22 protein-coding genes and 1 other RNA gene are annotated in these 23,234 nt (G+C 49.9%); 19 read left to right on the forward strand and 4 right to left on the reverse strand.

Features of this window, described 5'->3' with window-relative positions:
- Positions 1-21 precede the first annotated feature (21 nt).
- On the reverse strand, positions 22-627 hold the full coding sequence (locus tag MP213Fo_RS12560; RefSeq protein WP_421089325.1) for an SspB family protein: 606 nt from the start codon (positions 625-627) through the stop codon (positions 22-24).
- Between the two features lie 384 nt (positions 628-1,011).
- Here MP213Fo_RS12560 and MP213Fo_RS12565 point away from each other — a divergent pair, with 384 nt between their 5' ends.
- Positions 1,012-2,229, forward strand: coding sequence for a multidrug effflux MFS transporter (locus MP213Fo_RS12565; RefSeq protein ID WP_421091137.1), 1,218 nt, complete (start codon positions 1,012-1,014; stop codon positions 2,227-2,229).
- 81 nt (positions 2,230-2,310) lie between these two features.
- On the opposite strand, the gene ssrA is transcribed toward MP213Fo_RS12565, so the two are convergent.
- Positions 2,311-2,671: a transfer-messenger RNA gene (ssrA, locus tag MP213Fo_RS12570) on the reverse strand.
- A 256-nt stretch (positions 2,672-2,927) separates the two neighbouring features.
- Between ssrA and MP213Fo_RS12575 the strand changes: the two genes are divergently transcribed.
- From MP213Fo_RS12575 to MP213Fo_RS12605, 7 genes are all read left to right on the forward strand, one after another.
- A complete protein-coding gene (locus tag MP213Fo_RS12575) occupies positions 2,928-3,239 on the forward strand; it encodes a DUF2853 family protein (RefSeq protein WP_421089326.1) in 312 nt (103 codons plus the stop codon).
- A gap of 111 nt (positions 3,240-3,350) precedes the next feature.
- Positions 3,351-4,157, forward strand: a complete 807-nt coding sequence (locus tag MP213Fo_RS12580) for a thymidylate synthase (protein WP_421089327.1) — start codon at positions 3,351-3,353, stop codon at positions 4,155-4,157.
- Positions 4,158-4,664, forward strand: a complete 507-nt coding sequence (locus MP213Fo_RS12585; RefSeq protein ID WP_421089328.1) for a dihydrofolate reductase — start codon at positions 4,158-4,160, stop codon at positions 4,662-4,664. It abuts the gene before it with no gap.
- Positions 4,665-4,945: 281 nt separating this feature from the next.
- Entirely contained in the window at positions 4,946-6,097 is a 1,152-nt protein-coding gene (gene hflK, locus MP213Fo_RS12590; protein ID WP_421089329.1) for an FtsH protease activity modulator HflK, read from the forward strand.
- A complete protein-coding gene (gene hflC / locus MP213Fo_RS12595) occupies positions 6,097-7,014 on the forward strand; it encodes a protease modulator HflC (protein ID WP_421089330.1) in 918 nt (305 codons plus the stop codon). Before hflK ends, hflC begins: the two co-directional genes overlap by 1 nt.
- Positions 7,015-7,029: 15 nt before the next feature.
- On the forward strand, positions 7,030-7,215 hold the full coding sequence (locus tag MP213Fo_RS12600; RefSeq protein ID WP_421089331.1) for a DUF2065 domain-containing protein: 186 nt from the start codon (positions 7,030-7,032) through the stop codon (positions 7,213-7,215).
- 391 nt (positions 7,216-7,606) lie between these two features.
- Positions 7,607-9,040, forward strand: coding sequence for a Do family serine endopeptidase (locus MP213Fo_RS12605; RefSeq protein WP_421091138.1), 1,434 nt, complete (start codon positions 7,607-7,609; stop codon positions 9,038-9,040).
- Positions 9,041-9,125: 85 nt separating this feature from the next.
- Here MP213Fo_RS12605 and MP213Fo_RS12610 read toward each other — a convergent pair whose 3' ends face one another.
- Both MP213Fo_RS12610 and serB read right to left on the reverse strand, forming a co-directional pair.
- Positions 9,126-9,713 (reverse strand): GNAT family N-acetyltransferase, encoded by a 588-nt coding sequence (locus MP213Fo_RS12610; protein WP_421089332.1) that lies wholly within the window; start codon positions 9,711-9,713, stop codon positions 9,126-9,128.
- Positions 9,710-10,597 (reverse strand): phosphoserine phosphatase SerB, encoded by an 888-nt coding sequence (gene serB, locus MP213Fo_RS12615; protein WP_421091139.1) that lies wholly within the window; start codon positions 10,595-10,597, stop codon positions 9,710-9,712. Before serB ends, MP213Fo_RS12610 begins: the two co-directional genes overlap by 4 nt.
- Before the next feature lie 64 nt (positions 10,598-10,661).
- Between serB and miaA the strand changes: the two genes are divergently transcribed.
- From miaA to MP213Fo_RS12670, 11 genes are all read left to right on the forward strand, one after another.
- A complete protein-coding gene (miaA, locus tag MP213Fo_RS12620; RefSeq protein ID WP_421091140.1) occupies positions 10,662-11,570 on the forward strand; it encodes a tRNA (adenosine(37)-N6)-dimethylallyltransferase MiaA in 909 nt (302 codons plus the stop codon).
- A 106-nt stretch (positions 11,571-11,676) separates the two neighbouring features.
- On the forward strand, positions 11,677-12,438 hold the full coding sequence (locus MP213Fo_RS12625) for a GGDEF domain-containing protein (RefSeq protein WP_421089333.1): 762 nt from the start codon (positions 11,677-11,679) through the stop codon (positions 12,436-12,438).
- 426 nt (positions 12,439-12,864) lie between these two features.
- Positions 12,865-14,679: an acetolactate synthase 3 large subunit gene (locus tag MP213Fo_RS12630; RefSeq protein ID WP_421089334.1), complete on the forward strand. Its 1,815-nt coding sequence runs from the start codon at positions 12,865-12,867 to the stop codon at positions 14,677-14,679.
- A gap of 21 nt (positions 14,680-14,700) precedes the next feature.
- Positions 14,701-15,273: an acetolactate synthase small subunit gene (gene ilvN / locus MP213Fo_RS12635; protein WP_421089335.1), complete on the forward strand. Its 573-nt coding sequence runs from the start codon at positions 14,701-14,703 to the stop codon at positions 15,271-15,273.
- Positions 15,274-15,365: 92 nt separating this feature from the next.
- Positions 15,366-15,989, forward strand: a complete 624-nt coding sequence (locus MP213Fo_RS12640) for a LysE family translocator (RefSeq protein WP_421091141.1) — start codon at positions 15,366-15,368, stop codon at positions 15,987-15,989.
- Positions 15,990-16,049: 60 nt separating this feature from the next.
- Positions 16,050-17,177: an ATP-dependent DNA helicase gene (locus tag MP213Fo_RS12645; protein ID WP_421089336.1), complete on the forward strand. Its 1,128-nt coding sequence runs from the start codon at positions 16,050-16,052 to the stop codon at positions 17,175-17,177.
- Positions 17,178-17,213: 36 nt separating this feature from the next.
- Positions 17,214-17,951, forward strand: a complete 738-nt coding sequence (locus tag MP213Fo_RS12650; protein WP_421089337.1) for a pyridoxine 5'-phosphate synthase — start codon at positions 17,214-17,216, stop codon at positions 17,949-17,951.
- Positions 17,952-18,368: 417 nt separating this feature from the next.
- Positions 18,369-20,213, forward strand: coding sequence for a potassium transporter Kup (locus MP213Fo_RS12655; protein WP_421091142.1), 1,845 nt, complete (start codon positions 18,369-18,371; stop codon positions 20,211-20,213).
- A gap of 256 nt (positions 20,214-20,469) precedes the next feature.
- Entirely contained in the window at positions 20,470-21,117 is a 648-nt protein-coding gene (locus MP213Fo_RS12660) for a TetR/AcrR family transcriptional regulator (RefSeq protein ID WP_421089338.1), read from the forward strand.
- Positions 21,118-21,194: 77 nt separating this feature from the next.
- Entirely contained in the window at positions 21,195-22,214 is a 1,020-nt protein-coding gene (ilvC, locus tag MP213Fo_RS12665) for a ketol-acid reductoisomerase (RefSeq protein WP_421089339.1), read from the forward strand.
- A gap of 411 nt (positions 22,215-22,625) precedes the next feature.
- The gene (locus MP213Fo_RS12670) at positions 22,626-23,123 is read left to right on the forward strand and encodes a GNAT family N-acetyltransferase (protein WP_421089340.1); all 498 of its coding nucleotides are present in this window, start codon (positions 22,626-22,628) and stop codon (positions 23,121-23,123) included.
- Positions 23,124-23,234: the final 111 nt, after the last annotated feature.

The following is a 23,234-nucleotide window of genomic DNA, read 5'->3' on the forward strand; positions in this document are numbered from 1 at the left end:
CCAGAGCGATGAGTATGCAGATTATTTTTTGCGGAAGGCATCAAGAGATACAACATCAGCGGATGGTTTCGTTGTTGCATCATCAGCAGGTGCTTCAGCAGTATCATCTTTTGATGCGGTTTTGCCTCGGTCAGCTTTTTTCGCCGGTTTTTTGGCCGGTTTGGCGCTGGTGTCTGCCTGCTCTGCTGCCTCGTCATGATTAGATTTGAGCTCGGTAACCAGCTCAAGCTTTTCAAAGCTTTCACTGTCATTATCACCGGTAGGCAAGGCAATTGATACGTCAAATTCCAGCTCGAAATTAACCGACGGATCGTAAAAACCGCGAATTGATGAAAACGGAATCACCAATTTTTCAGCCACTTCACCAAATGACATGCCAACTTCAAAGAGTTGCTCTGTCACTACCAGATCCCAGAACTGATGCTGCATAACAATTGTCATCTGCTCAGGATATTTTTCCTTCAGACGAGATGAAATGCGTACACCCGGTGCTTCTGTCAAAAACGTAATAAAGAAGTGATGATTGCCGGGAAGGCCCGCTTTGTTCACTTCCATAAGTACTTTACGGATAACGCCGCGAAGCGCATCCTGAGCGAGAATATCGTAACGGATAAGATCCTGAACCATAAAATCCTTATCCTGCGGATTCGAGGAGTGATGTCATATATGTTGTCTAAATCAGCATTGCCGAATGATCAATTGATAATCAAGTTTCAGCGACATTGATACGGCTATTCTAGGCTCATCAATTATAATAGCCTTCATAGCAATACTATTGGTACAGCAGCTTTTGTCATTTGTGTGAAAAAAATGCTGCTGAGGACGCTCATTTATCAATATGCCTTTGTAAAGAAAGGTGAAAGTGATTTTTTGAATTTATTTTGCAAAAATTCATCTACAGGGCGAATGGAACCGCCTAACAGTAGAGAAGTTATACAGGCTGTTGACCCTGAGTGATTTCGCTTCTATCTCCCGTTTTTTCTGAAACCGATACATTTGAAAGTTTTTATGATGTCCGCCCGTTTGTTGCGCACAGCGCTTGTTCTGGGATTTCTTTCGGCCATCGGGCCGTTTGCCATTGATATGTATCTGCCGGCATTGCCGACAATTGCCAAAGATCTACATGCCAGTGAAACTGCTGTTCAGATGAGCCTGATGGTGTTCTTCTTGGCAACAGCGCTGATGCAGCTGATTTGCGGGCCGTTTTCGGATATTTATGGCCGTAAATTGCCACTCTATCTTGGCTTGGTTTTGTTTGGTATCGGCAGCATTGGCTCAGCCATGGCCACCGGTATTGAAATGCTGATCTTTTTCCGCTTTGTGCAAGGTGTTGGCGCAAGTGCTGGTATGGTGGTTCCGCGTGCTATTGTGCGCGATTTGTACACGGGTGTAGATGCCGCGCGTTTGATGTCGATGCTGATGCTGGTGTTTTCAATATCGCCAATTCTGGCGCCATTAACCGGCAGTTTCATTATTGAAGCTTTTAGCTGGCGCGGCGTGTTCTGGGCAGTATTACTGGCGGCTATTATCGGGCTTGGTCTGCTGTTGTTTGTGCAGGAAGAAACCCGTCCGGCAGAAAAGCGGATTTCCGGCGGCGTGGCACGTGCTTTGCGAGGCTATGCGTTTTTGATGCGTGATGGCAAATTTATCGGTATGTGCTGTATCGGTGGTTTCTGTGTCGCTGCTTTCTTCGTTTATATCGCCAATTCGTCTTTCATTTTCATCGAAACCTACGGCCTGACCCCGCGTGAATATTCGCTGGTCTTCTCGCTCAATGCCATCTCATTCTTTGGTGTTTCGCAGCTGAGTGGCATGCTCGCAAGCCGGTTTGGTCTTGAACGCGTGGTCTCTTATGCGGTATCTGGCTATGTTGTGACCATGGTTTTGATGGTGCTGACCGCCATATTTTTAACCCAAAGCTTGTGGGTGGTGATGGCCTTTCTGTTTATCGGTAATGGTTTTCTGGGGTTGGTCTTGCCTGGTACCAGCGTGTTGGCTCTAGATGATCACGGTGAAATTGCCGGTACAGCTGCTGCATTGATGGGGACGTTACAATTGCTGGTGGCGGCAGTTGCGATGGGGTTAAGCTCATTGATCATGAACGGCACTGTGCTGCCGATGCTGGTTTCTATTGCCATCTGCGGTTTTGGAGCGTTGGTGCTGACTTATGTCACGATTATGCGACGCGGTTTCAGCGCGCCTGAAACACGCATGACAGAGATCAGCTGAAGCTCTGAAATAAAAACAACAAAAAACAAGGCATCGGAAATTCCGGTGCCTTTTTCATTCATGTCATCAATATGTGAGAAAAGTGGAGGCTTCTGTTGCCAGGTGCCTCCGAACCCCGCCTTAAGGGGCTAACCCTAAGGACTTAGGTTGGGTTTCCCGCACCGCCATTAGGCAGCGAGAGCGTAACCCTGAGCTTTGTTGTCATTTGCAACTACTCAATAGCCCGATAACGGTGGTACAATGCCGAGCAAAAAATCAGTCTTTACACCCTTGTCGATCCTGTTTCGCCCCCGCCACAGCACAGATATAAAAACCTGTGTTCTGGTGGAGGCGCCGGGTACCGCCCCCGGGTCCAAATGGTTTATTACACTGTCCATTTATCGCCATAGCCGGTCAAGCCGGCACCCTCTATATAGGAGGCTTCGCACGGCTTGAAAAGAGGGCATTGCGGTTTTCATCGATATTGTGACGGTAAAATAACGCAATCTGTTTTTGTTTTTCGAAACGACTAAAATAGTTGCTTGATGTTTTTATAAGACAATACTGAGTTTACAGCATTGACAGCTTGGTTTCGCTAGTCAATCTTTCTATTATATCCACCTGGCTTTCTATAATAGCCAGGTGGCATAGTTGAAATGCAGGCATATCAGACTTATGCCCCAGAGCATGTTGCATTTAAATTTAAGGAGACTGGTTTCATGACTGATTATCTTAGCGAAGTTCGTCGTTACGATGCTGCTGCTGATGAGGTTATTGTCGGCAAGATCGTCAAGCACCTTGGCATTGCCTTGCGCAGCCGTGATGCTTCGCTGGTTGCTGTTTCTGACCCTGAAGAACTGGCACGTGTTCGTACCAGCTGGATCGGCAAAAAATTGGGTATTGAAGATGCTGATAAAGCAAATGCGGTTATCGCCAGCGTTGCTGAAACCATGAAGGGTGACCACAACAAACAGCGCGTTACCTTTTATTACCTGGCTGCAAAAGCGCTTGGTAAGCTCGAAAGCCTGTAATTGTTTCAATAAATAGCCCTGAGTTTGCCTCAGGGCTTTTATATCTCGAGTTTTTATTCAAAATAATGCATTTACAGTATTATTTTGAATCAATCGGGGTAATAACGACCCATGCGTACATATCTTGATCTTCTTCAGCATGTCCTCGATAACGGCACCGATCGCGGTGATCGTACAGGTACGGGCACGCGTTCAGTTTTCGGCTATCAGATGCGTTTTGATCTCGGAAAAGGCTTTCCGGTTCTGACGACAAAAAAGTTGCATCTGCGTTCAATTATCCATGAATTGCTGTGGTTTTTGCAGGGCGATACCAATATTGGCTATCTTAAAGACAATGGTGTGCGCATTTGGGATGAATGGGCGGATGAAAATGGTGATCTGGGACCGGTCTATGGTGCGCAATGGCGCTCGTGGCCTGCACCAGGCAACGGACCGGATGTTCGCCATATTGACCAGATCGCGAATCTGCTGAGAGATTTGCAAAATAATCCAAGCTCCAGACGGTTGATTGTTTCCGCATGGAATCCGGCATTGGTGGATGAAATGGCTTTACCGCCATGTCATTGCCTGTTCCAATTCTATGTGGCGGATGGCAAATTATCATGCCAGCTTTATCAGCGTTCGGCCGATATTTTTCTCGGTGTTCCGTTTAATATTGCCTCTTATGCGCTGCTGACATTGATGATTGCGCAAGTTTCCGGGCTGGAACCCGGCGATTTTGTGCATACATTGGGCGATGCGCATTTGTATCACAATCATTTTGAGCAGGCGAAATTGCAGCTCTCCCGTGAGCCGCATTCACTACCGGTAATGGAGATCAATCCTGCGGTAAAAGACCTTTTTGCTTTCCGTTTTGAGGATTTCAATCTGGTTGGTTACGAAGCTGCCCCGTCGATTAAGGCGCCAATTGCGGTATAAATGATGATTGTTTCTTTTGTTGTAGCGGTTTCCGCTAATGGTGTGATCGGGAGCGAGAATGCCATGCCGTGGCGCTTATCCACGGATTTGCAACGCTTCAAAAAACTCACTTTAGGCAAACCTGTGATCATGGGTCGAAAAACGTGGCAATCTCTTGGACGTCCATTGCCGGGCCGCACCAATATCGTGATCACCCGTGATGCGTCTTATAAAGCTGATGGTGCTGTTGTGGTGCCGACGATTGCGGCCGGATTAGAGGCGGGTATAGCCGCAGCATTGCAAGCGGGTATTGATGAGGTTTGCATTATTGGCGGGGCGCAGATTTATGCGCAGGCAATGGAGCAGGCAACGCGCTTGCATGTTACGCATATTAATGCCGAGATTGACGGTGATGCATTTTTTTCGCCTATATCTGCGCAGGACTGGCAGATTATCAGTGAAGAGAATGTGCCGGCAGGTGAAAAAGATAATTATGCCACGCGCTATGTCGTCTATGAACGCCGCTAAATTTAGTCGTAATCTTGGTTTCAAATGCTGTTTGCGTTCAGATTCTGGATTACAACTGTTTTTTTTACCATGCTGATCAACTTATTTGTCCTAAAATTGCAAAAGCGTGATGAATCTTCGCGTCTTACGTTGAAAGACGGCTTTTGCGTACCTATAAACGAAACATACCAAACGTCTGGCTTATAAAATAAGCGGGACGGGCGATAACATATTTGGCTGCACAAGCTATTGATTGATGCATAGAGGTATTCCACCTCTGACATCTGGCACGAGAGGTGAGGATGCCCTGGAGTAATCAAAATGGCGGCGGCCCATGGGGTAGCGGCGATAAAAACAGTGGTTCCGGTAACGGTTCCAACAATGGTGGCCCTAATCAGGGCGGACCATGGGGACAAGGCCCGAAAAAGTCAGGCGGTCCCGGCGGCACGCCACCGGATTTGGAAGATATTCTGCGTAAAGGTCAGGATCACCTTAAAAAGGTTCTTCCGGGCGGCGGTGGAGGCGGTGGCGGCCCTGCGATGTATCTTCTCGGAGCGCTGGTTCTTGGCGGTTTCTGGCTTTACCAGTCAGTTTATACTGTACAGCCGGATGAGCTTGCTATTGAAATGCGTTTTGGCGTTCCAAAAGAAACAGTTTCCGAGCCGGGTCTGCATTTCCATCTCTGGCCGATTGAGACCTATGAAAAGGCTTCTACCGGTGAGCGCCAGATCAATATCGGCGGTCAGGGCACCCGTGGTGCCACTGAAGGTTTGATGCTGACGGGTGACCAGAACATTGTTAATGTACAGTTCTCCGTTCTTTACCGTGTGTCTGATCCGCGTGCATATTTGTTTAATGTGCAGGATCCGGATAATATGGTGAAACAGATTTCTGAAAGCGCGATCCGTGAAATCGTCGGTCGTCGTCCGGCGCAGGATGTGTTCCGTGATAACCGTGCGGCTATAGCTCAGTCGGTACGTGACATTGTGCAGGAAACGCTGAACGGTTTTGGTGCCGGTATTCAGGTGAATGCAGTTTCAATTGAAGATGCAGCACCGCCGCGTGAAGTGGCCGATGCCTTTGATGAAGTGCAGCGTGCCGAACAGGACGAAGACCGTTTTGTTGAGGAAGCAAACCAGTATTCTAACCAGAAGCTGGGTCAGGCTCGTGGTCAGGCTGCGCAGGTTCGTGAAGATGCTTCCGGTTATAAAACCCGAATGGTTCAGGAAGCGGAAGGTGAAACCCAGCGTTTCAATTCGGTTCTCAATATCTACAAACAATCACCGGATGTTACCCGTGACCGTCTCTTCATTGAGACCATGGAGCAAGTGCTGAAAGACAGCAATAAGGTGATTATCGAAGGCGGCAACAATGTAATGCCATACCTGCCACTGACTGAACTTATGCGTCAGCAGGGCAAGCCGGCTGCAAATGCTGCAGGAGGCACACAGTAATGAATCAGAATCGTATGCCTTTCATTTTCGGGGCCATCGCAGTTGTTGGCTTTCTGATTTATTCATCGGTGTTCGTTGTTACCGAGCGTGAGCAGGCTATTGTGCTGCGCTTTGGTCAGATTGTTGACGTTAAAACCAAGCCGGGCCTGTATTTCAAGCTGCCATTCAGCTTTGCCGATGCAGACACGGTGCAGATTGTTGATGATCGTATGCTGCGCTTTGATCTCGATGATATCCGTGTGCAGGTTTCCGGCGGTAAGTTTTATGATGTGGATGCGTTCCTCGTTTATCGCATTACCGATGCCCGTAAATTCCGTGAAACTGTTTCAGCCAATACAATGCTGGCTGAGCAGCGTTTGCGTACCCGACTTGATGCTGCATTGCGTCAGGTATACGGTTTGCGTGGTTTTGAATCTGCCCTTTCGGAAGATCGCGGCAGCATGATGCGTGAAGTGCGTGATGCATTGCGTCCGGATGCGGTATCCCTTGGTTTGACTATAGAGGATGTGCGTATTCGCCGTACAGATCTGACCGCGGAAGTTTCACAACAGACGTTTGACCGCATGAAGGCTGAACGTCTTGCTGAGGCTGAACGTCTGCGCGCCCGTGGCCGTGAAGCTGCACAGCGTATCAAGGCTGTGGCTGACCGTCAGGTTGTGGAAATCGTTTCAGAAGCCAACCGTGATTCAGAGGTTCTGCGCGGTGAGGGCGAAGGTGAACGGGGCCGTATCTTTGCGGAATCTGCAAGCCAGGATCCTGACTTCTTTGCATTCTACCGTTCTATGAATGCCTATAGGCAGGCTCTGAATGCCGAAGGCACAACGATGGTTCTGTCGCCGGATTCACAGTTCTTCCGCTTCTTTAAAGATGCGGCAGGCAAGCTGCCAGCCACAAACTCTGCTCCGGCAGCTCAGTAAAGGCCGGTTGCAGTCGTGCAGGATTTAATAACAGCCATAGGGTTGCTGCTCGTATTCGAGGGGCTGCTCTATGGCGGTTTCCCTGCTTTGGCCAGACGTATGGCCAAAGATGTGTCTGAAGCGCCTGAAAACTATCTGCGCACTGCCGGCATGGTCGCACTTGTGCTTGGTGTGGGTGTGGTGTGGATGGTCAGAGGCTAATGCTCTGATGGGCTGATAATTATACAAGGAGGCGCATGATCATCATGTGCCTCTTTTTTATTTTGGTAAGCGTTTTAGTGGTGCGCAATTAACGCGACAGCTTTAAACTATGGTCGTAAACTGGCCGCATTTAGCTTTCAATTCATAATGATGAATGTGCGCAAACACAGAATGACAGGCGGAGTTTGAAATGGTTGTTATGAAGCATAAAAGCGCGGTATATTATTCTCTGCGTGCCGGATTTGCCGCTTTGTCGTTGAGCACAATGCTGTGCGGTGCATCTTTAGCTTTGGCGCAGGACCGGCCTGCGGTAGCAGCCGTGACAAAGGATAAGCCTGCGGTAGCAGCCGTGACAAAGGATAAGCCTGCGGTAGCAGCTGAGACAAAAGATATGCCTGCGACAGTTACGAGAACAGCCAATGCTGGTGTTTTAGGCGGGCCTGAATCTGTTGCTGATCTGGCACAAGGTTTGCTGGATGCCGTGGTCAATATCTCAACCTCCCAGACTGTGAAAGATGAAAATGGTGAGGAAAAGGCTGAGCCGGCGCCGGACTTACCGGATGGCTCGCCATTTAAAGAATTTTTTGATGATTTTTTCTCTGAAGAAAATCAGAAAGATGGCGGTAGTGCAGCCCGCAAAATGCAGTCGCTCGGCTCGGGTTTTGTGATTGATGCAGCCAAAGGACTGGTGGTCACTAATAATCACGTCATTGCCGATGCTGATGAGATTGAAGTGAATTTCACCGATGGTAAAAAGCTGAAAGCCGAGCTGCTTGGCACGGATATCAAAACAGATATTGCGCTGCTGCGCGTTGATCCTACCAAGCATAAGCTTACGGATGTCGGGTTTGGCGATTCTGAAAAAGCGCGTATCGGCGACTGGGTTATGGCTATCGGTAATCCGTTTGGTCTGGGCGGCACAGTCACCCTCGGTATTATATCAGCGCGTAACCGCAATATCAGTGCGGGGCCTTATGACAGTTTTATCCAGACGGATGCGGCGATTAATCGGGGTAATTCGGGTGGGCCATTGTTTGATATGCATGGCAAAGTGATTGGCATAAATACCGCTATTATTTCTCCGACCGGCGGATCAATCGGTATCGGCTTTGCTATTCCTGCAGAGCTTGCTGTGTCTGTCATCAAGCAGCTTGAAGAATTTGGTGAAACACGCCGCGGCTGGCTTGGTGTGCGTATTCAGCCGGTTACAGAGGATGTGGCTGAGAGCTTTGGCATGAGCGAACCTAAAGGTGCGCTGGTTGCCGGTTTGATTGCCAATAGCGGTGTTGAAAATAAAGAATTGCAGGCTGGCGATATTATCTTGAAATTTGACGGCAAGGCTGTGGAAAGCGCCCGTGATCTATCGCGCGTGGTTGCGGAAAGCCCTGTTGGCAGTGATGTCGGTGTAGTGGTCTTGCGTAAAGGCAAAGAGCAGACCATCAAGATTAAGCTGGGCCGCCTTGAGGATTACGAAAACAAAGACAAAGCTGCTGCGAAAACCACTGATAAAACAACAGCGGCAGATGCGCTGACTGTGCTTGGCATGAACCTGAACAAGCTTGATGATGCTATGCGCAAGGAATATGACATTACAGCAGATGTGGAAGGTGTTGTGATCAGCGCTGTTACCGCAAAGTCTGTTGCAGAAGAAAAGCGGATTAATGCCGGTGATGTGATTGTGGAATTTGCGCAGCAAGTGGTCAAGACTCCGGCTGATGTTCAAAAACAACTGGAAAAACTGCGCACTCAAGGCCGTAAAAATGCATTGCTGATGTTGGCAGCACCAAGCGGCGAATTGCGTTTTGTGACTTTACGCGTGGATTGATAGTCTGATTTGTGAAGATAAAAGGCCGGAGCATTTGCAGTGCTCCGGCCTTGTTTTTAAATAAAACATTATAAAATTAAAGGCTCTAGGCAGTGGTTTTGAGGGATTGATTCAACCATTGCTGTTTGTTGATGGTATAAAGCACATGGTGCTTAAGATGCGGATGCGTATCCGGCACCGAAGGGTGATCAAAGTCACGCTCCGGATGATGTATCATGCCAATGCGCTTCATCACTGCGGTTGAGCGATGGTTATCATGCACCGCAAATGACACCACCTCCTGTTGATCGCGTGTATCAAAGGCATAATCAAGACAAGCCTGTGCTGCCTCGGTTACATAGCCTTTGCCCCAATGGCGCTGAGCCATCCGCCAGCCGATCTCCAGCGTATCTTTGGTAATAAAAGGCTCTATATCGGTTTTCATCAGACCGGTAAAACCCACGACATCACCGGTTGCGTGTTCTTCCAAAGCGTAAAACCCAAAACTGTCAGCGGTGATCATGTCTTGAACACGATCCATCAATGCGTCGGATTGTTCACGGCTGCGCAATGCCGGAAAAAATTCCATCACTGTTGGGTCAGAATTGATCTCATGAAAAAACGGCCTGTCAGCCTCGACCCAGTTCCGTAGGATCAGACGCGGCGTCTCAATAATCGGTGTTGCAGTTGTCACGTTACAAAATCCGTTTTCCGATACCCCTGCAAATAAAGTAATGCCGTAAGGTCGCCATGGTCAATGCGCATATTTGCCTGTGCGGCAACGGCTGGCTTGGCATGCAGAGCCACGCCGCTGCCTGCATGTTTGATCATCGGCAGGTCATTGGCACCATCTCCTACAGCCATGGCCTGTGCGGCGGTGATGCCCAGCTTGGCGCAAATTTCATCAAGGCTGATCTTTTTAGCTTCAGCGCCGAGAATAGGTTCAGCAACCATGCCGGTTAACAGGCTACCGTCATCCAGCAAGATATTGGCGCGGTTTTCATCAAAACCGAGCGTTGCTGCAATTTTTGCGGTGAAGCTGGTAAAGCCGCCGGAAACCAGAGCGGTGTAAGCCCCGTGTTTTTTCATCGTGGCAATCAGTTCAAGACCGCCGGGTGTCAGGCTAATGCGGTTGGTGATCACCTGATCAATAATATTAACTGATAAGCCTTTGAGCAGGGCCACACGCTCACGCAAAGCCGGTTCAAAAGCAATTTCACCATTCATAGCGCGTGCGGTGATGCCGGCAATATGTTCGCGCAGGCCAACTTCTTCTGCCAATTCATCAATACATTCCTGCTCGATCATGGTGGAATCCATGTCGGCGATCAGCAGCTTTTTGCGGCGGGTATCTTGTTCTTGCACCACAATATCAACCGGGAAATCACCCAGGGCCGCTCTGAGCTTACGGGTCGCGTCTTCAGCATCCGTGCCGGTTTTAAGCGGTAAATCACAGGCAATGCCGTCTGCCAGCCAGTAAAGGGCTTGCGTATCCAGCGCCTCGCAGGCTTTATGCCCCAATTCAGGTGTCAGAACAGGATTGGCAGGATTACAAATCAGTGTGGCAATCAACGACACTGGAAGTGAGACAGGCTGAGACATATAACTGGTTCCGCTTTGTGCGTTTGGAGAGTTGTTAGTGATAAAGCAGAGTGTTGATCAAAAGGCAATTCTGATCGCAGGGCCTACTGCCAGCGGTAAGTCGGCTTTAGCACTGCGTCTGGCGCAGCAATGCGGTGGTTATATCGTTAACAGTGATTCCATGCAGGTCTATGATGTGCTTGACCAGCTGACAGCCAGACCGCAGGCGCAGGATTTGCAAGCGGTGCCGCATTATCTTTACGGTCATGTTTCGCCATTACAGCTTTATTCTACCGGACGTTGGCTGGAAGAGGTTGAAATCTTGCTGGCGCGGCCTGAATTGCAGGGGCGTATAGCGGTCTTTACCGGTGGTACGGGGTTGTATTTTAAAGCGCTGCTGGGTGGCTTGTCGGATATGCCGCCGGTTAAAGACGCGGTACGCGACTATTGGCGCAGCCGAATGGCACAACAAGGATCACAGCGCCTGCATGAAGAATTGCAGCGCCTTGATCCGCAGATGGCCGAGCGTTTGCAACCAGGCGACAGCCAGCGTATTGTGCGGGCGCTTGAGGTGGCAGACAGCACCGGAAAATCGCTGATTGACTGGCAGAACAGTGCGGGAAGAGCGCTCATTAAATCCGAGGATGCCGAGAAGCTGGTGATTATGCCGGACAGAGACTGGCTGCGTGCGCGGATTGCGCAGCGTTTTGACCTGATGATGGCCGGTAATGCGGTGCATGAGGTTGAGGCATTGCTCGCATTGCAGCCGGATGTGGCCCTGCCGGTTATGAAAGCCATTGGCGTGCGTGAAATTGAAAGTTGGCTCAAGGGGGATATGACCCGCGAGGCCGCGATTGAGCGCGCTGTGATTGCCACCCGTCAATATGCCAAACGGCAAATGACATGGTTTCGCAACCAGTTTGGCGAGGATTGGCGGCGTTTAGAGCATGCAGAAGCATATTTTGCCTGAGTGTACACGTTATTGTGAGCGCGGCGTTAACGACAGCGCAACACTTATGAGCTTTAATAACGCTTAATAATCTGTTGTGGGGCGCAGCAGGTCGGGGCGGGGAACTATGCGTTATCTGAGGGCGGAACTGTTTTTCATCATCATGATTGTGATGTTGTGCGGCGCAGGGCTGGTATTGTTCTGGCAGTTCAAGCTGATTCACGACCTTGAATTAAATCATACCGACGATAGCCATATCTCGACTTTGAACGGCGCTCTGGCATTGGCTGTCATGTTTATCGGGGCGGCTGTGCTCTCAGGCGGCATGATGTTGCTGCCGCATATGCGCATGCAGGTCAAAAGCAAAGGGCAGCTTAAAATCATCACATGGATGATTGCGCGCAATTCTGAAGACCTTGAGCAGGTCAGCTTTTCCGATCCGCTGACAGGTTTGCAAAGCCGCCGGTATTTTGACGATGCGCTGCGGGAATATCTTTTGCAATTTGCTAAAATTGCCCGCCCTGTAGTGGTGGTTCTGATTGGTGTGGACCGCTTGCAGCAGTTTTGTGATCAGCTGGGACGGGAAGCCACAGACCGTTTGCTGATGGATGCTGCATTATGTATCCGCAATGCTACCCGTTATCATGATGTTCTGACCCATATGGGAGACGGCGAGTTCGGCCTGATCCTTCCGGATATGGATGCGGTGGCTGCTGAAAAAATGGCGGCAAGAATTTGTGGTACTTTGGAAGCAAGCGAATTGCGGCTCGGGCATGATACACATATCATTGCCGCTTCCTGTGCTGTGGCTGAATGGAACGGTAAAGAAAATGCACCTTCGCTCTATCAGCGGGCACAAATAATTTTACGACAAAAACAAGCTACATAATTTAAAATAGCTCTGTTTTTCAAAAGGCTGCATGCTTGAGTTCCGAGATTGATTCAAGGCCGGTTATTTGTGCTGTTTAATAGCATTCGTTCCGGACAGTGATACGAGAGCCGTTTGATGATGCTTTTCGGCACAAACTTACAAATAAAATAACAAGATTACGTTTTTTGCCATTGACGCGAAAAAAACTGCTGTTTAATCTCCCCTTATGGCTAAGAAAATTATTCTCGTGGTGGGTAAGCGTATGGGCAGGATGGTGTAACCATCCGGCGAAAGCTCCCATGCGCGAAACACAGGCTCCCTCAGGGGGCCTTTTTTATTATCTTCACCCAGAATACAGCTAAACAATACGGGACTTTCAGTGAATATCGGTGGCAACACTGAGGGAAATATTCACCGGAACATAAGACGGGAAATCGAAAAACAATGAGTACAGATATAACGGGCAAGGGCGCCACGGCACAAAGCGACACCGGTAAACGGGAAATGACCGGCGCGGAAATGGTGGTTCAGGCACTGATTGATCAGGGCGTGGCACATATTTTCGGCTATCCGGGCGGTTCGGTTCTTCCTATCTATGACGAGTTGTTTCAGCAGGACAAAGTCGAGCACATTCTGGTTCGCCATGAGCAGGGCGCAGGCCATGCCGCAGAGGGTTATGCCCGCTCAACCGGCAAGGTTGGCGTGATGCTGGTAACCTCGGGGCCGGGCGCAACCAATGCGGTTACGCCGCTGCAGGATGCACTGATGGATTCGATCCCGCTGGTTTGCATTACCGGTCAGGTTCCGACCAGCCTTATCGGCACTGATGCGTTTCAGGAGGCCGACACTGTTGGCATTACCCGCCCATGCACCAAACATAACTGGCTGGTGAAGGATGTGAATGATCTGGCGCGTGTTCTGCATGAGGCGTTTCATGTTGCGCGCACCGGCCGCCCTGGTCCTGTTGTTGTTGATATTCCAAAAAACATCCAGTTTGCCACCGGCCTTTATACGCCGCCGCAGACTTCACCACGCACCAGTTATAATCCGGTGATGAAGGGCGATCAGAACGCTATTCAGGCTGCTGTGGAACTGCTGGTTCATGCGAAAAAGCCGGTTATTTATTCCGGCGGTGGCGTTATCAATTCCGGTCTTGAAGCTTCCAAACTGTTGCGCGAACTGGTTGAGCTGAGTGATTTTCCGATTACCTCGACTTTGATGGGCTTGGGCGCCTATCCGGCATCTGGCAAAAACTGGCTCGGTATGCTCGGCATGCACGGAACCTATGAAGCCAATATGACCATGCATGATTGCGATGTTATGCTGTGCATCGGTGCGCGTTTTGATGACCGTATTACCGGCCGTCTTGATGCATTTTCACCCAATTCGAAGAAAATCCATATTGATATTGACCCGTCATCAATCAACAAGACTGTGCGTGTGGATGTGCCGATTATCGGTGATGTTGCAACGGTTCTGGAAGATTTGTTGCGCCAGTTCCGTGCATCTTCGGTCAAGCCGGAAAAAGCGGATATGGCTGCTTGGTGGAAACAGGTTAATCAATGGCGCGGACGCAATTCACTGGCCTATAAAAACAGCCGTGATGTGATTATGCCGCAATATGCGCTGGAGCGCTTGCAGGCGCTGACCAAGGATCGTGAAACCTATATCACCACCGAGGTTGGCCAGCACCAGATGTGGGCAGCCCAGTTTATGCATTTTGAAGAACCGCATCATTGGATGACATCCGGTGGTCTTGGCACCATGGGTTACGGCCTGCCAGCGGCTCTTGGTGTGCAGATTGCCCATCCGGGTGCTCTGGTGATTGATATTGCCGGTGATGCCTCGGTGCAGATGTGCATTCAGGAAATGTCGGCGGCGATCCAGCATAATGCGCCGATTAAAATCTTCATCCTCAATAATCAGTATATGGGCATGGTGCGCCAATGGCAGCAGTTGCTGCATGGTAACCGCTTGTCGCATTCTTATACCGAAGCCATGCCGGATTTCGTAAAGCTGGCTGAAGCCTATGGCGGCACTGGCATCCGGTGCAGCAAGCCTGCCGAGCTTGATGATGCAATCATGCAGATGATTGAAACCGAAGGTCCGGTGATCTTTGATTGTCGCGTGGCAAATCTGGCCAATTGTTTCCCGATGATCCCGTCAGGCAAGCCGCATAATGAAATGCTGCTGCCGGATGAGGCGACGGATGAAGCTGTTGCCAATGCTATTGATGCCAAAGATCGTCATCTGGTCTGATACCGGAAAAGGATATTGATTATGAACGCACAAAATTCAGCTTCCGGTTCAGCTTATTTTCTAACGGAAGAAACACAGCTACCTGAAACACACACTCTCTCGGTGCTGGTTGATAATGAGCCGGGTGTGCTTGCCCGTGTTATCGGCCTGTTTTCAGGGCGCGGCTATAATATTGAAAGCCTTACGGTTTCTGAAACCGAGCATGAGAAGCACCTGTCGCGGATAACCATTGTTACACGCGGCACCGCTAATGTTCTCGATCAGATCCGTCACTCACTGGAGCGGATTGTGCCGGTGCATCGTGTGGTTGATCTGACCTATCATGCCCAGCAGCTTGGTCATGAACGTCCGGTCGAGCGCGAGCTGGCACTGGTTAAAGTGGTTGGTACCGGTGAAGACCGTGCAGAAATGCTGCGCCTTTCTGATGCATTTAAAGCCAAGGTTGTGGATGCAACGGTTGAGCATTTCATTTTTGAAATCACCGGCAAGGGCGCCAAAATTGATCAGTTCATTGCGATTATGAAACCGCTTGGTCTGATTGAAGTGTGCCGCACCGGTGTGGCTGCTATGATCCGCGGAACTGAAGGCATGTAATTGCTCTTTCAATAATGTCTGTGAGTTAGCACCGCCGTTCTGTTTAAAGAGCTGCGGTGCTTTTTTTTGAAAGCCTGTGCTTTGTTATGATAATTTCAGCAGATATATTTATGACGCTGGTGATGTTCGCCTTTGTCACTTCGATCACACCGGGACCCAATAATCTGATGCTGCTGGCATCGGGTGTTAATTTTGGTTTTCGCCGCACTATTCCGCATATGATGGGTATTGGTACCGGCTTTTTTCTGCTGTTGCTCGGGGTGGGTTACGGGCTTGGTGCATTGCTGGAGGCTGCACCGGTGCTCTATCTGGCACTTAAATTTGCCGGTGGTGCCTATATGCTTTATCTGGCCTATAAAATTGCTACAGCCACATCTGTGGGGCAAGCTAATAATACCACATCTGTGGGGAAGGCGGATAACACATCAGCGCGACCGATGAGTTTTATGCAGGCGGTATTGTTTCAATGGGTCAATCCAAAGGCCTGGGTTATGGCGGTTACAGCCATGGCCAGCTATACCTCGCACGAGGCCTATACATGGTCAGTTCTTGTGATTGGCGTGGTATTTGCACTGATTAATCTGCCAAGCGTTTCATCATGGGCGGCGTTTGGCAGCCTGTTACGGCAATGGCTGGAAAATCCGGTCTATTTGAAATGGTTCAATCTGACGATGGCTCTGTTGCTGGTTTTAAGCCTGTGGCCGATGCTAAAGTGAGAGAGAACTTGCTCTTTGCGCGCGAATCCGGTCAATCAGAGGAATGATGGCAGAGATATAATGGAATTTTCACCGGAACAAGACACCGCGCTGCAATCGGTAGCGCAATGGCTGAAACAGGGCCGTTCTCCGATCTTCCGCCTTTTTGGCTATGCAGGAACGGGAAAGACCACACTTGCACGCTATTTTGCCGAGCATGTGGATGGTGAGGTGCAGTTTGCTGCCTTTACCGGTAAAGCCGCTCAGGTGCTGCGCTCTAAAGGCGCGAGCAATGCCCGTACGCTGCATTCGCTGATTTACCGGCCGAAAGGCGAAGAAGCGATTGAAGATGAGACAACCGGCAAAACCTCGATATCTCCGACCTTTTCTCTCAACCGCTCCAGCCCAGTGGCAAAAGCCGCACTGATTGTGGTTGATGAATGTTCTATGGTTGACGAGCAGCTTGGCCGGGATTTGATGACTTTCGGCACGCCTATTCTGGTGCTGGGTGATCCGGGGCAGCTGCCGCCGATTACCGGTGGCGGGTTTTTTACCGAGCATGAGCCGGATTATCTTTTAACCGAAATTCACCGTCAGGCACGTGATAACCCGATTATCCGTCTGGCGCTGGATGTGCGTGAAGGCCGTGAGCTTGCTTATGGTGATTTTGGCGCGGCACAGGTGATCAATAAATCTGAGGTCACGCAAGATCTTGTGCTTGATGCTGATCAGGTTCTGGTGGGTACCAACCGTACCCGTAAACGCTATAATCAGCGTTTGCGTGAGCTGAAGGGCTTTACCGCTGATTATCCGCAATCGGGTGACAAATTGGTGTGTTTGCGCAATGATCCGGCAAAAGGTCTGCTCAACGGTTCGCTTTGGAAGGTGATGACATCCTCCAAAGAGACAGTGAAGCCCGGTATTAACCTGCTGATTGCTCCGGAAGATGAGGAGCCGGGTCGCGGCGTTGCCAAGATCAAGCTTCTGAAAGCGCAATTTGAAGATCCGGATGCAGAAATTCCGTGGCAGACTAAAAAGCGTTTTGATGATTTTGACTATGGCTATGCGCTCACCACCCATAAAGCGCAGGGCTCGCAGTGGAATAATGTGGTCTTGTTTGATGAGAGCTACGCCTTCCGCGATACACGCGAACGCTGGCTCTATACGGCAATTACCCGTGCCGCTGAAAGACTGACGATTGTGCGTTAAACGACGCCGGATTACTTGATTGATGGAGCTAGGATTATGGTTGCAACCCTGTCGGTTAATCTCAATGCTGTGGCCATGCTGCGTAATCGCCGTGACCTGCCATGGCCGAGTGTAACCGGTTTGGGGCGTGTGGCGCTTGATGCCGGCGCATCAGGGCTCACTGTGCATCCGCGACCTGATCAGCGCCATATCCGCTTTTCTGATCTGGGTGATCTGCGTGCTTTGATTGATGATGAATTTCCAAGTGCTGAGTTTAATATTGAAGGCTACCCGTCAGAAGAGTTTCTGGCGCTGGTTGAAAAATATGAACCTGAGCAGGTGACGTTGGTGCCGGATGATCCGGCACAGAATACCTCGGACCATGGCTGGGATTTTGTTACCCATCAGACAATGCTGCGCAGCGTCATCAAACGTCTTAAAGCGCAAGGCATGCGGGTGTCACTATTTGCTGATCCGACCACAGAGGGGCTGGAGGCTGCGCGTGATACCGGTACAGACCGGGTGGAGTTTTTTACCGGTCCTTATGGCTCAACCTATAATGATCCGAAGGCTCAGCTGCGGGAGCTTGATCTGCTTGAGCGGGCGGCTGCCAAAGCGGTTGAGCTTGGGCTTGGTATTAATGCCGGCCATGATCTGACAGTGGCTAATTTACCGGCGCTGGCCAAAGTGATGCCAACATTAAGCGAAGTCTCTATCGGACATGGCCTGACAGCGGATGCGCTGGAATATGGTATGCGTCAGTCAGTACAGCGCTTTATAAAAGCGCTTGGGTGAGTGTGTTCGTGTTTTGATTCATGGAGTTGAATTAAAGTATTGAATATAAATGTTTTATTTACTAGGAAGACTTTTAGAATGGCTTGCCATATGGTGATGAGCCATCTGTTTTTGTAACGGCTAGGCACGTAAGTTATGCATAGTTACCATATTGCTTTTATGTTTTTTTGACCATCTATATACAGTTATCCGCTTCCGCAATTACTCACTCCTGTCATGCGTTTTTGTATTGATAAAGCGGAGCGTTGTTTTTTGAATATGAGATAAATTAGCTCGTTGCTTCGCCGCGGGCGGTTAGTCCAAAGGTATTATATGAACCAAGCGCAACGCCAAGATGCTGCTAACCAGACTGCGTCTATCAGTGTCGAAGAGGAAGTAAGTGATCCTGACGGCCCGGCAGCAAACCTCAGGCTGCTGATGATTGGTGCCTTGGGTGTTGTGTATGGTGATATCGGAACCAGCCCGATTTATGCTTTTCGTGAAGCGCTGCATGCTGCAACATCAGACGGTAATTTGCTGCGGGGTGAAATCCTTGGTGTGATATCGCTGATTGTCTGGGCGCTGGCGCTGATTGTTACAGTTAAATATGTGCTGTTTGTGTTGCGTGCTGATAATAATGGTGAGGGCGGTATTCTCTCGTTAATGGCGCTGGTGCGCTCAAGCTTTGCCAGCCGGCCCGATATTATTCTCGGCATCGGAATTATCGGTGCCTCATTGTTTTTTGGCGATGCGGTAATTACGCCGGCGATTTCTGTGCTGTCTGCCGTTGAGGGGCTGGAAATAGTGGCGCCAAGCCTTACCCCTTATGTGGTGCCGATCACGGTTAGTATTTTGCTGGTGCTGTTTTTTGTGCAGCGCCACGGTACAGGGCGAATGGCGAGTATTTTTGGCCCTGTGATGATGGTGTGGTTTCTGGCGCTCGGAATAACCGGATTCATTCATATTTTTGATGATCCGGGCATTCTGGCCGGTCTTAATCCATATTATGCTTATGCCTTTTTAGGCGGCAATCCCGGTACATCCTTTGCGACGGTGGGCGCAATATTTCTGGCGGTCACCGGTGCTGAAGCGCTTTATGCCGATCTTGGCCATTTCGGACGCAGGCCAATAGTGCGCGCATGGTTATGGATTGTATTTCCATGCCTGATCCTTAATTATTTCGGACAGGGTGCATTCATTCTTTCACATAGTGCGGCAGGCGGCGCGGCGGTTGCCAATCCGTTTTTTCAGATGATGCCGCAATGGGCATTGCTGCCTATGGTGCTGCTGGCAACTGCTGCCACTGTGATCGCCAGTCAGGCGGTGCTTACTGGAACCTATTCGCTGGCACGTCAGGCGGTACAGCTCAATATTCTGCCGCGTTTGGAAGTGTTGCATACGTCTGAAACATTACATGGTCAAATTTATATGCCGCGCATTAATATGCTGCTTGGCATCACCGTTGTTCTGCTGGTTGTTGTCTTTCAAAAGTCAACCAATCTGGCTGCGGCCTATGGTATTGCGGTAACCGGTAATATGCTGGTGACAACTACCTTGTTATTCTTTGTCATGCGACGCTTGTGGAAGTGGAGCCTGCCCATGGTGCTGGTGCCGATTATTGGCTTTGCACTGGTGGATCTGATGTTCTTCAGTGCTAATATTGTCAAGGTGCATCAGGGGGGCTGGGCATCAATTATGGTTGCGGCAATCGTTCTGCTGGTGATGTGGACATGGGTGAGAGGCAGCCGGCATCTCTTCCAGAAGACCAGAAAAACCGAAGTGCCGCTTGATCTTATTATTGATCAGATGACCCGCAAAGAGCCGGTTATTGTAGCTGGAACGGCTGTGTTTCTGACCGGTGATCCGGCAAGCGTACCAACGGCTCTGATGCATAGCCTGAAACACTATAAAGTCTTGCATGAGAATAATGTCATTCTGACAGTGGTGACAGCACCAAAACCATGGGTGCCGGCCGAGGACCGCGCGAGGGTTTCGCAATATAGTGGACGCTTCATGCTGGTGACACTGAGTTTTGGATATATGCAATCGCCCAATATTCCGCGAGCACTTGGTATCTGCCGCAAGCTTGGGTGGAAATATGACATTATGACCACATCCTTCTTCTTGTCGCGGCGGGTTTTGCGAATATCACCACGCTCGCCGATGCCGCGCTGGCAGGCTGCGCTGTTTATCATGCTTGCGCGTACAGCATCAGATGCAACAGAGTATTTTCAGATACCGACAGGCCGCGTGGTTGAAATCGGTACGCAGGTTAATTTGTAAGCCATTTATTGAAAAGAGCGATTTTTTGACATGGAAAAATAGCGCTGTTAATTTGTGCTTCGTCTATCTTACCCCAAAAGCCGCTTAATTCATTTCGGGCTACTCTTTTGCGATGTAAAATTTGTGACTAAACATTAAATTGCCCCTTGCAATGCTAGGAACTGCGCGGCATAGTACCGTAACGTACGGTACGCATGGTGAGATTCCGGTGTGCTGTAATTATAGAGTTTACGACGAATTTCAGGAGTATAAGCGCGTGCAGTTGCAGCAGCCGGATAGTGTAGTAACCAGTCTTGATCTGACCGATCGTCAGAAGGATGTGCTGAATGCCGCGCTTGAATTACTGGTTGAAGGCGGAGACAGCCTGACAATGGCAAGTGTTGCGCGCCGCGCCAGCTGCTCTAAAGAAACGCTGTATAAATGGTTTGGTGATCGTGACGGGCTACTGACCGCAACGGTGCAGTGGCAGGCCGCTAAAGTGCGTGTGGTGCCAGTGGCACGGGAAGGGCTTGATGAAGAATCGCTCTTTACCAGTCTGGAGCATTTTGCCCGCGACTGGTTGCTGGTGCTGTCTGGTGCAACATCTGTGGCGCTGAACCGTCTGGCTGTGAGCCATGCCGGTTCCGGCAAATCTGCGCTGGGTGAAATCGTGCTGACCAACGGCCCGATTGCTATGGCGCGCCGGCTTAAGCCAGTGCTGGAAACCGGACGTGAAGCAGGGTTGCTGCGCTTTGATGATATTGATGAGGCTTTTGCCTCATTCTTCGGACTTGTTGTTCGCGATATGCAGATCCGTCTGCTGCTCGGTGATCAGCATCACGTGAATGATGTGGAAATCATCCGCGATGCCAGAACGGCAACGCGCCATTTCTTCGTCCTTTACGGAAATAAATCTGCTTCTTAAGCGGGAAAAATACTGTTTAACCGGTTTTGAACAAGGACCGGTGAGCCTGATTATGCATAGAAAGAAGGGAATATCCTATGCGCGTTTATTACGATAGCGATGCCGACGTAAATCTGATCAAAACCAAGAATGTTGTTATTGTTGGTTATGGTAGCCAGGGTCGCGCCCATGCGCTGAACCTTAAAGATTCCGGCGCGAAAAACCTGCGCATTGCGCTGCGTTTGGATTCAGCAACAGTTAAAAAAGCTGAAGCTGACGGTTTTGAAGTTGTCAGTGTTGCAGATGCAGCCAAATGGGCTGACCTGATCATGATGGCGACCCCTGATGAACTTCAGGCAGAAATCTATAAAGAGCACATTCATGCAAATTTGCGTGATGGTGCGGCGATCGCTTTTGCACATGGTCTGAACGTACATTTCGGTCTGATCGAAACCAAAAGCACTGTTGACGTTGTGATGATCGCGCCTAAAGGCCCTGGCCATACCGTGCGCGGCGAATACCAGAAGGGCGGCGGCGTACCTTGTCTGATCGCTATTCATCAGGATGCTTCGGGCAATGCCCATGATCTGGCCCTGTCATACGCATCAGGCGTTGGCGGCGGTCGTTCAGGTGTTATCGAAACCACTTTCAAAGAAGAGTGCGAAACCGATTTGTTCGGTGAGCAGGCAGTTCTTTGCGGCGGTTTGGTTGAGCTGATCCGTGCCGGTTTCGAAACGCTGGTTGAAGGCGGCTATGCCCCTGAAATGGCTTATTTCGAGTGCTTGCACGAAGTAAAGCTGATCGTTGACCTGATCTATGAAGGCGGCATCGCCAACATGAACTATTCGATCTCCAACACTGCTGAGTGGGGCGAATATGTAACTGGCCCACGCATTATCACTGCAGATACCAAAGCTGAAATGAAGCGCGTTCTGCACGACATTCAGACCGGTAAATTCACATCCGACTGGATGCAAGAATATAAAGCCGGTGCAGCACGCTTCAAGGGGATTCGTCGTATGAACGACAATCACCAGATTGAAGAAGTTGGTGCCAAGCTGCGTGGCATGATGCCATGGATCGGCAAGAACAAGCTGGTCGACAAAGACCGTAACTAATTAAGTTGAGTTTTGCCGATCCCCGACATCAGTTTAGCCCGGCTTTGCCGGTGCGGGTGATCGGCAAGCACAGACTGGCCGACAAAGACCGTAACTCATCAAGTTGAGTTTTGCCGATCCCCGACATCAGTTTAGCCCGGCTTTGCCGGTGCTGGTGATCGGTAAGCACAGACTGGTCGACAAAGACCGCAACTCATCAAGTTGAGCTTTGCCGATCCCCGATATCAGTTTGGCCTGGCTTCGCCGGTGCGGGTGATTGGCAAGCACAGACTGATCGACAAGGCTTGCTGTTTTATCAGGTTGCGTTGATCTGATTTTGCATAATATTCAGCTTTCGGCAGAGCCGCACAAATAATTGTTTGTGCGGCTCTGCTTATTTGTGGCAAGACATTCCCGTGAGGGAGTTATGAGATGAGCACGATAACAATACGGCAGTTGTTGGCCGATGATTTTGCAATTCTGCGCCAGATCCGCCTTGAAGCCTTGCGTCTGCATCCGGAAGCGTACAGTTCGGCTGCTGAAGACTGGGAAAAATTCTCCGATGATGAGTGGCGCGACAAGCTGAATAGTCCGGTTTACGCTGCATTTGATGGGGATGTTCCGGTCGGCCTTATTGGCTTGTGGCCGCAAACAGGCGCCAGAACTGCACATCGTGCCATCATTGTTATGGTCTATGTGCAAAGCGCGATGCGCGGTCAAGGCATCGCTCAGAAACTGTTGCATGCTGTGAATGATCATGCACGCAAAGCCGGTATGCAACAACTCGAGCTCAGTGTCAGCGCCGATAATCTCTCCGCCTATCGTCTTTATTTGCGAGAAGGCTTCACGGAATTTGGCCGCAGACCCAACTGGATTAATGTGGGCGGCACGATGATGGATGAGGTCATGATGCTGCGCCCAGTGCTTTGAGCGCATGATTGTTAGTTTAAAGCGCCACTTTTTGATCGATTGTGGCGTTAATTTTGTGCTAATCGCAATAAATCGAATAAAAGGTCAGTATTGCTGACATATTTTGCTTGT

Origin of the sequence: Pseudochrobactrum mosebachae (genome assembly GCF_048914685.1) — a bacterium.
GTDB lineage: Bacteria > Pseudomonadota > Alphaproteobacteria > Rhizobiales > Rhizobiaceae > Pseudochrobactrum.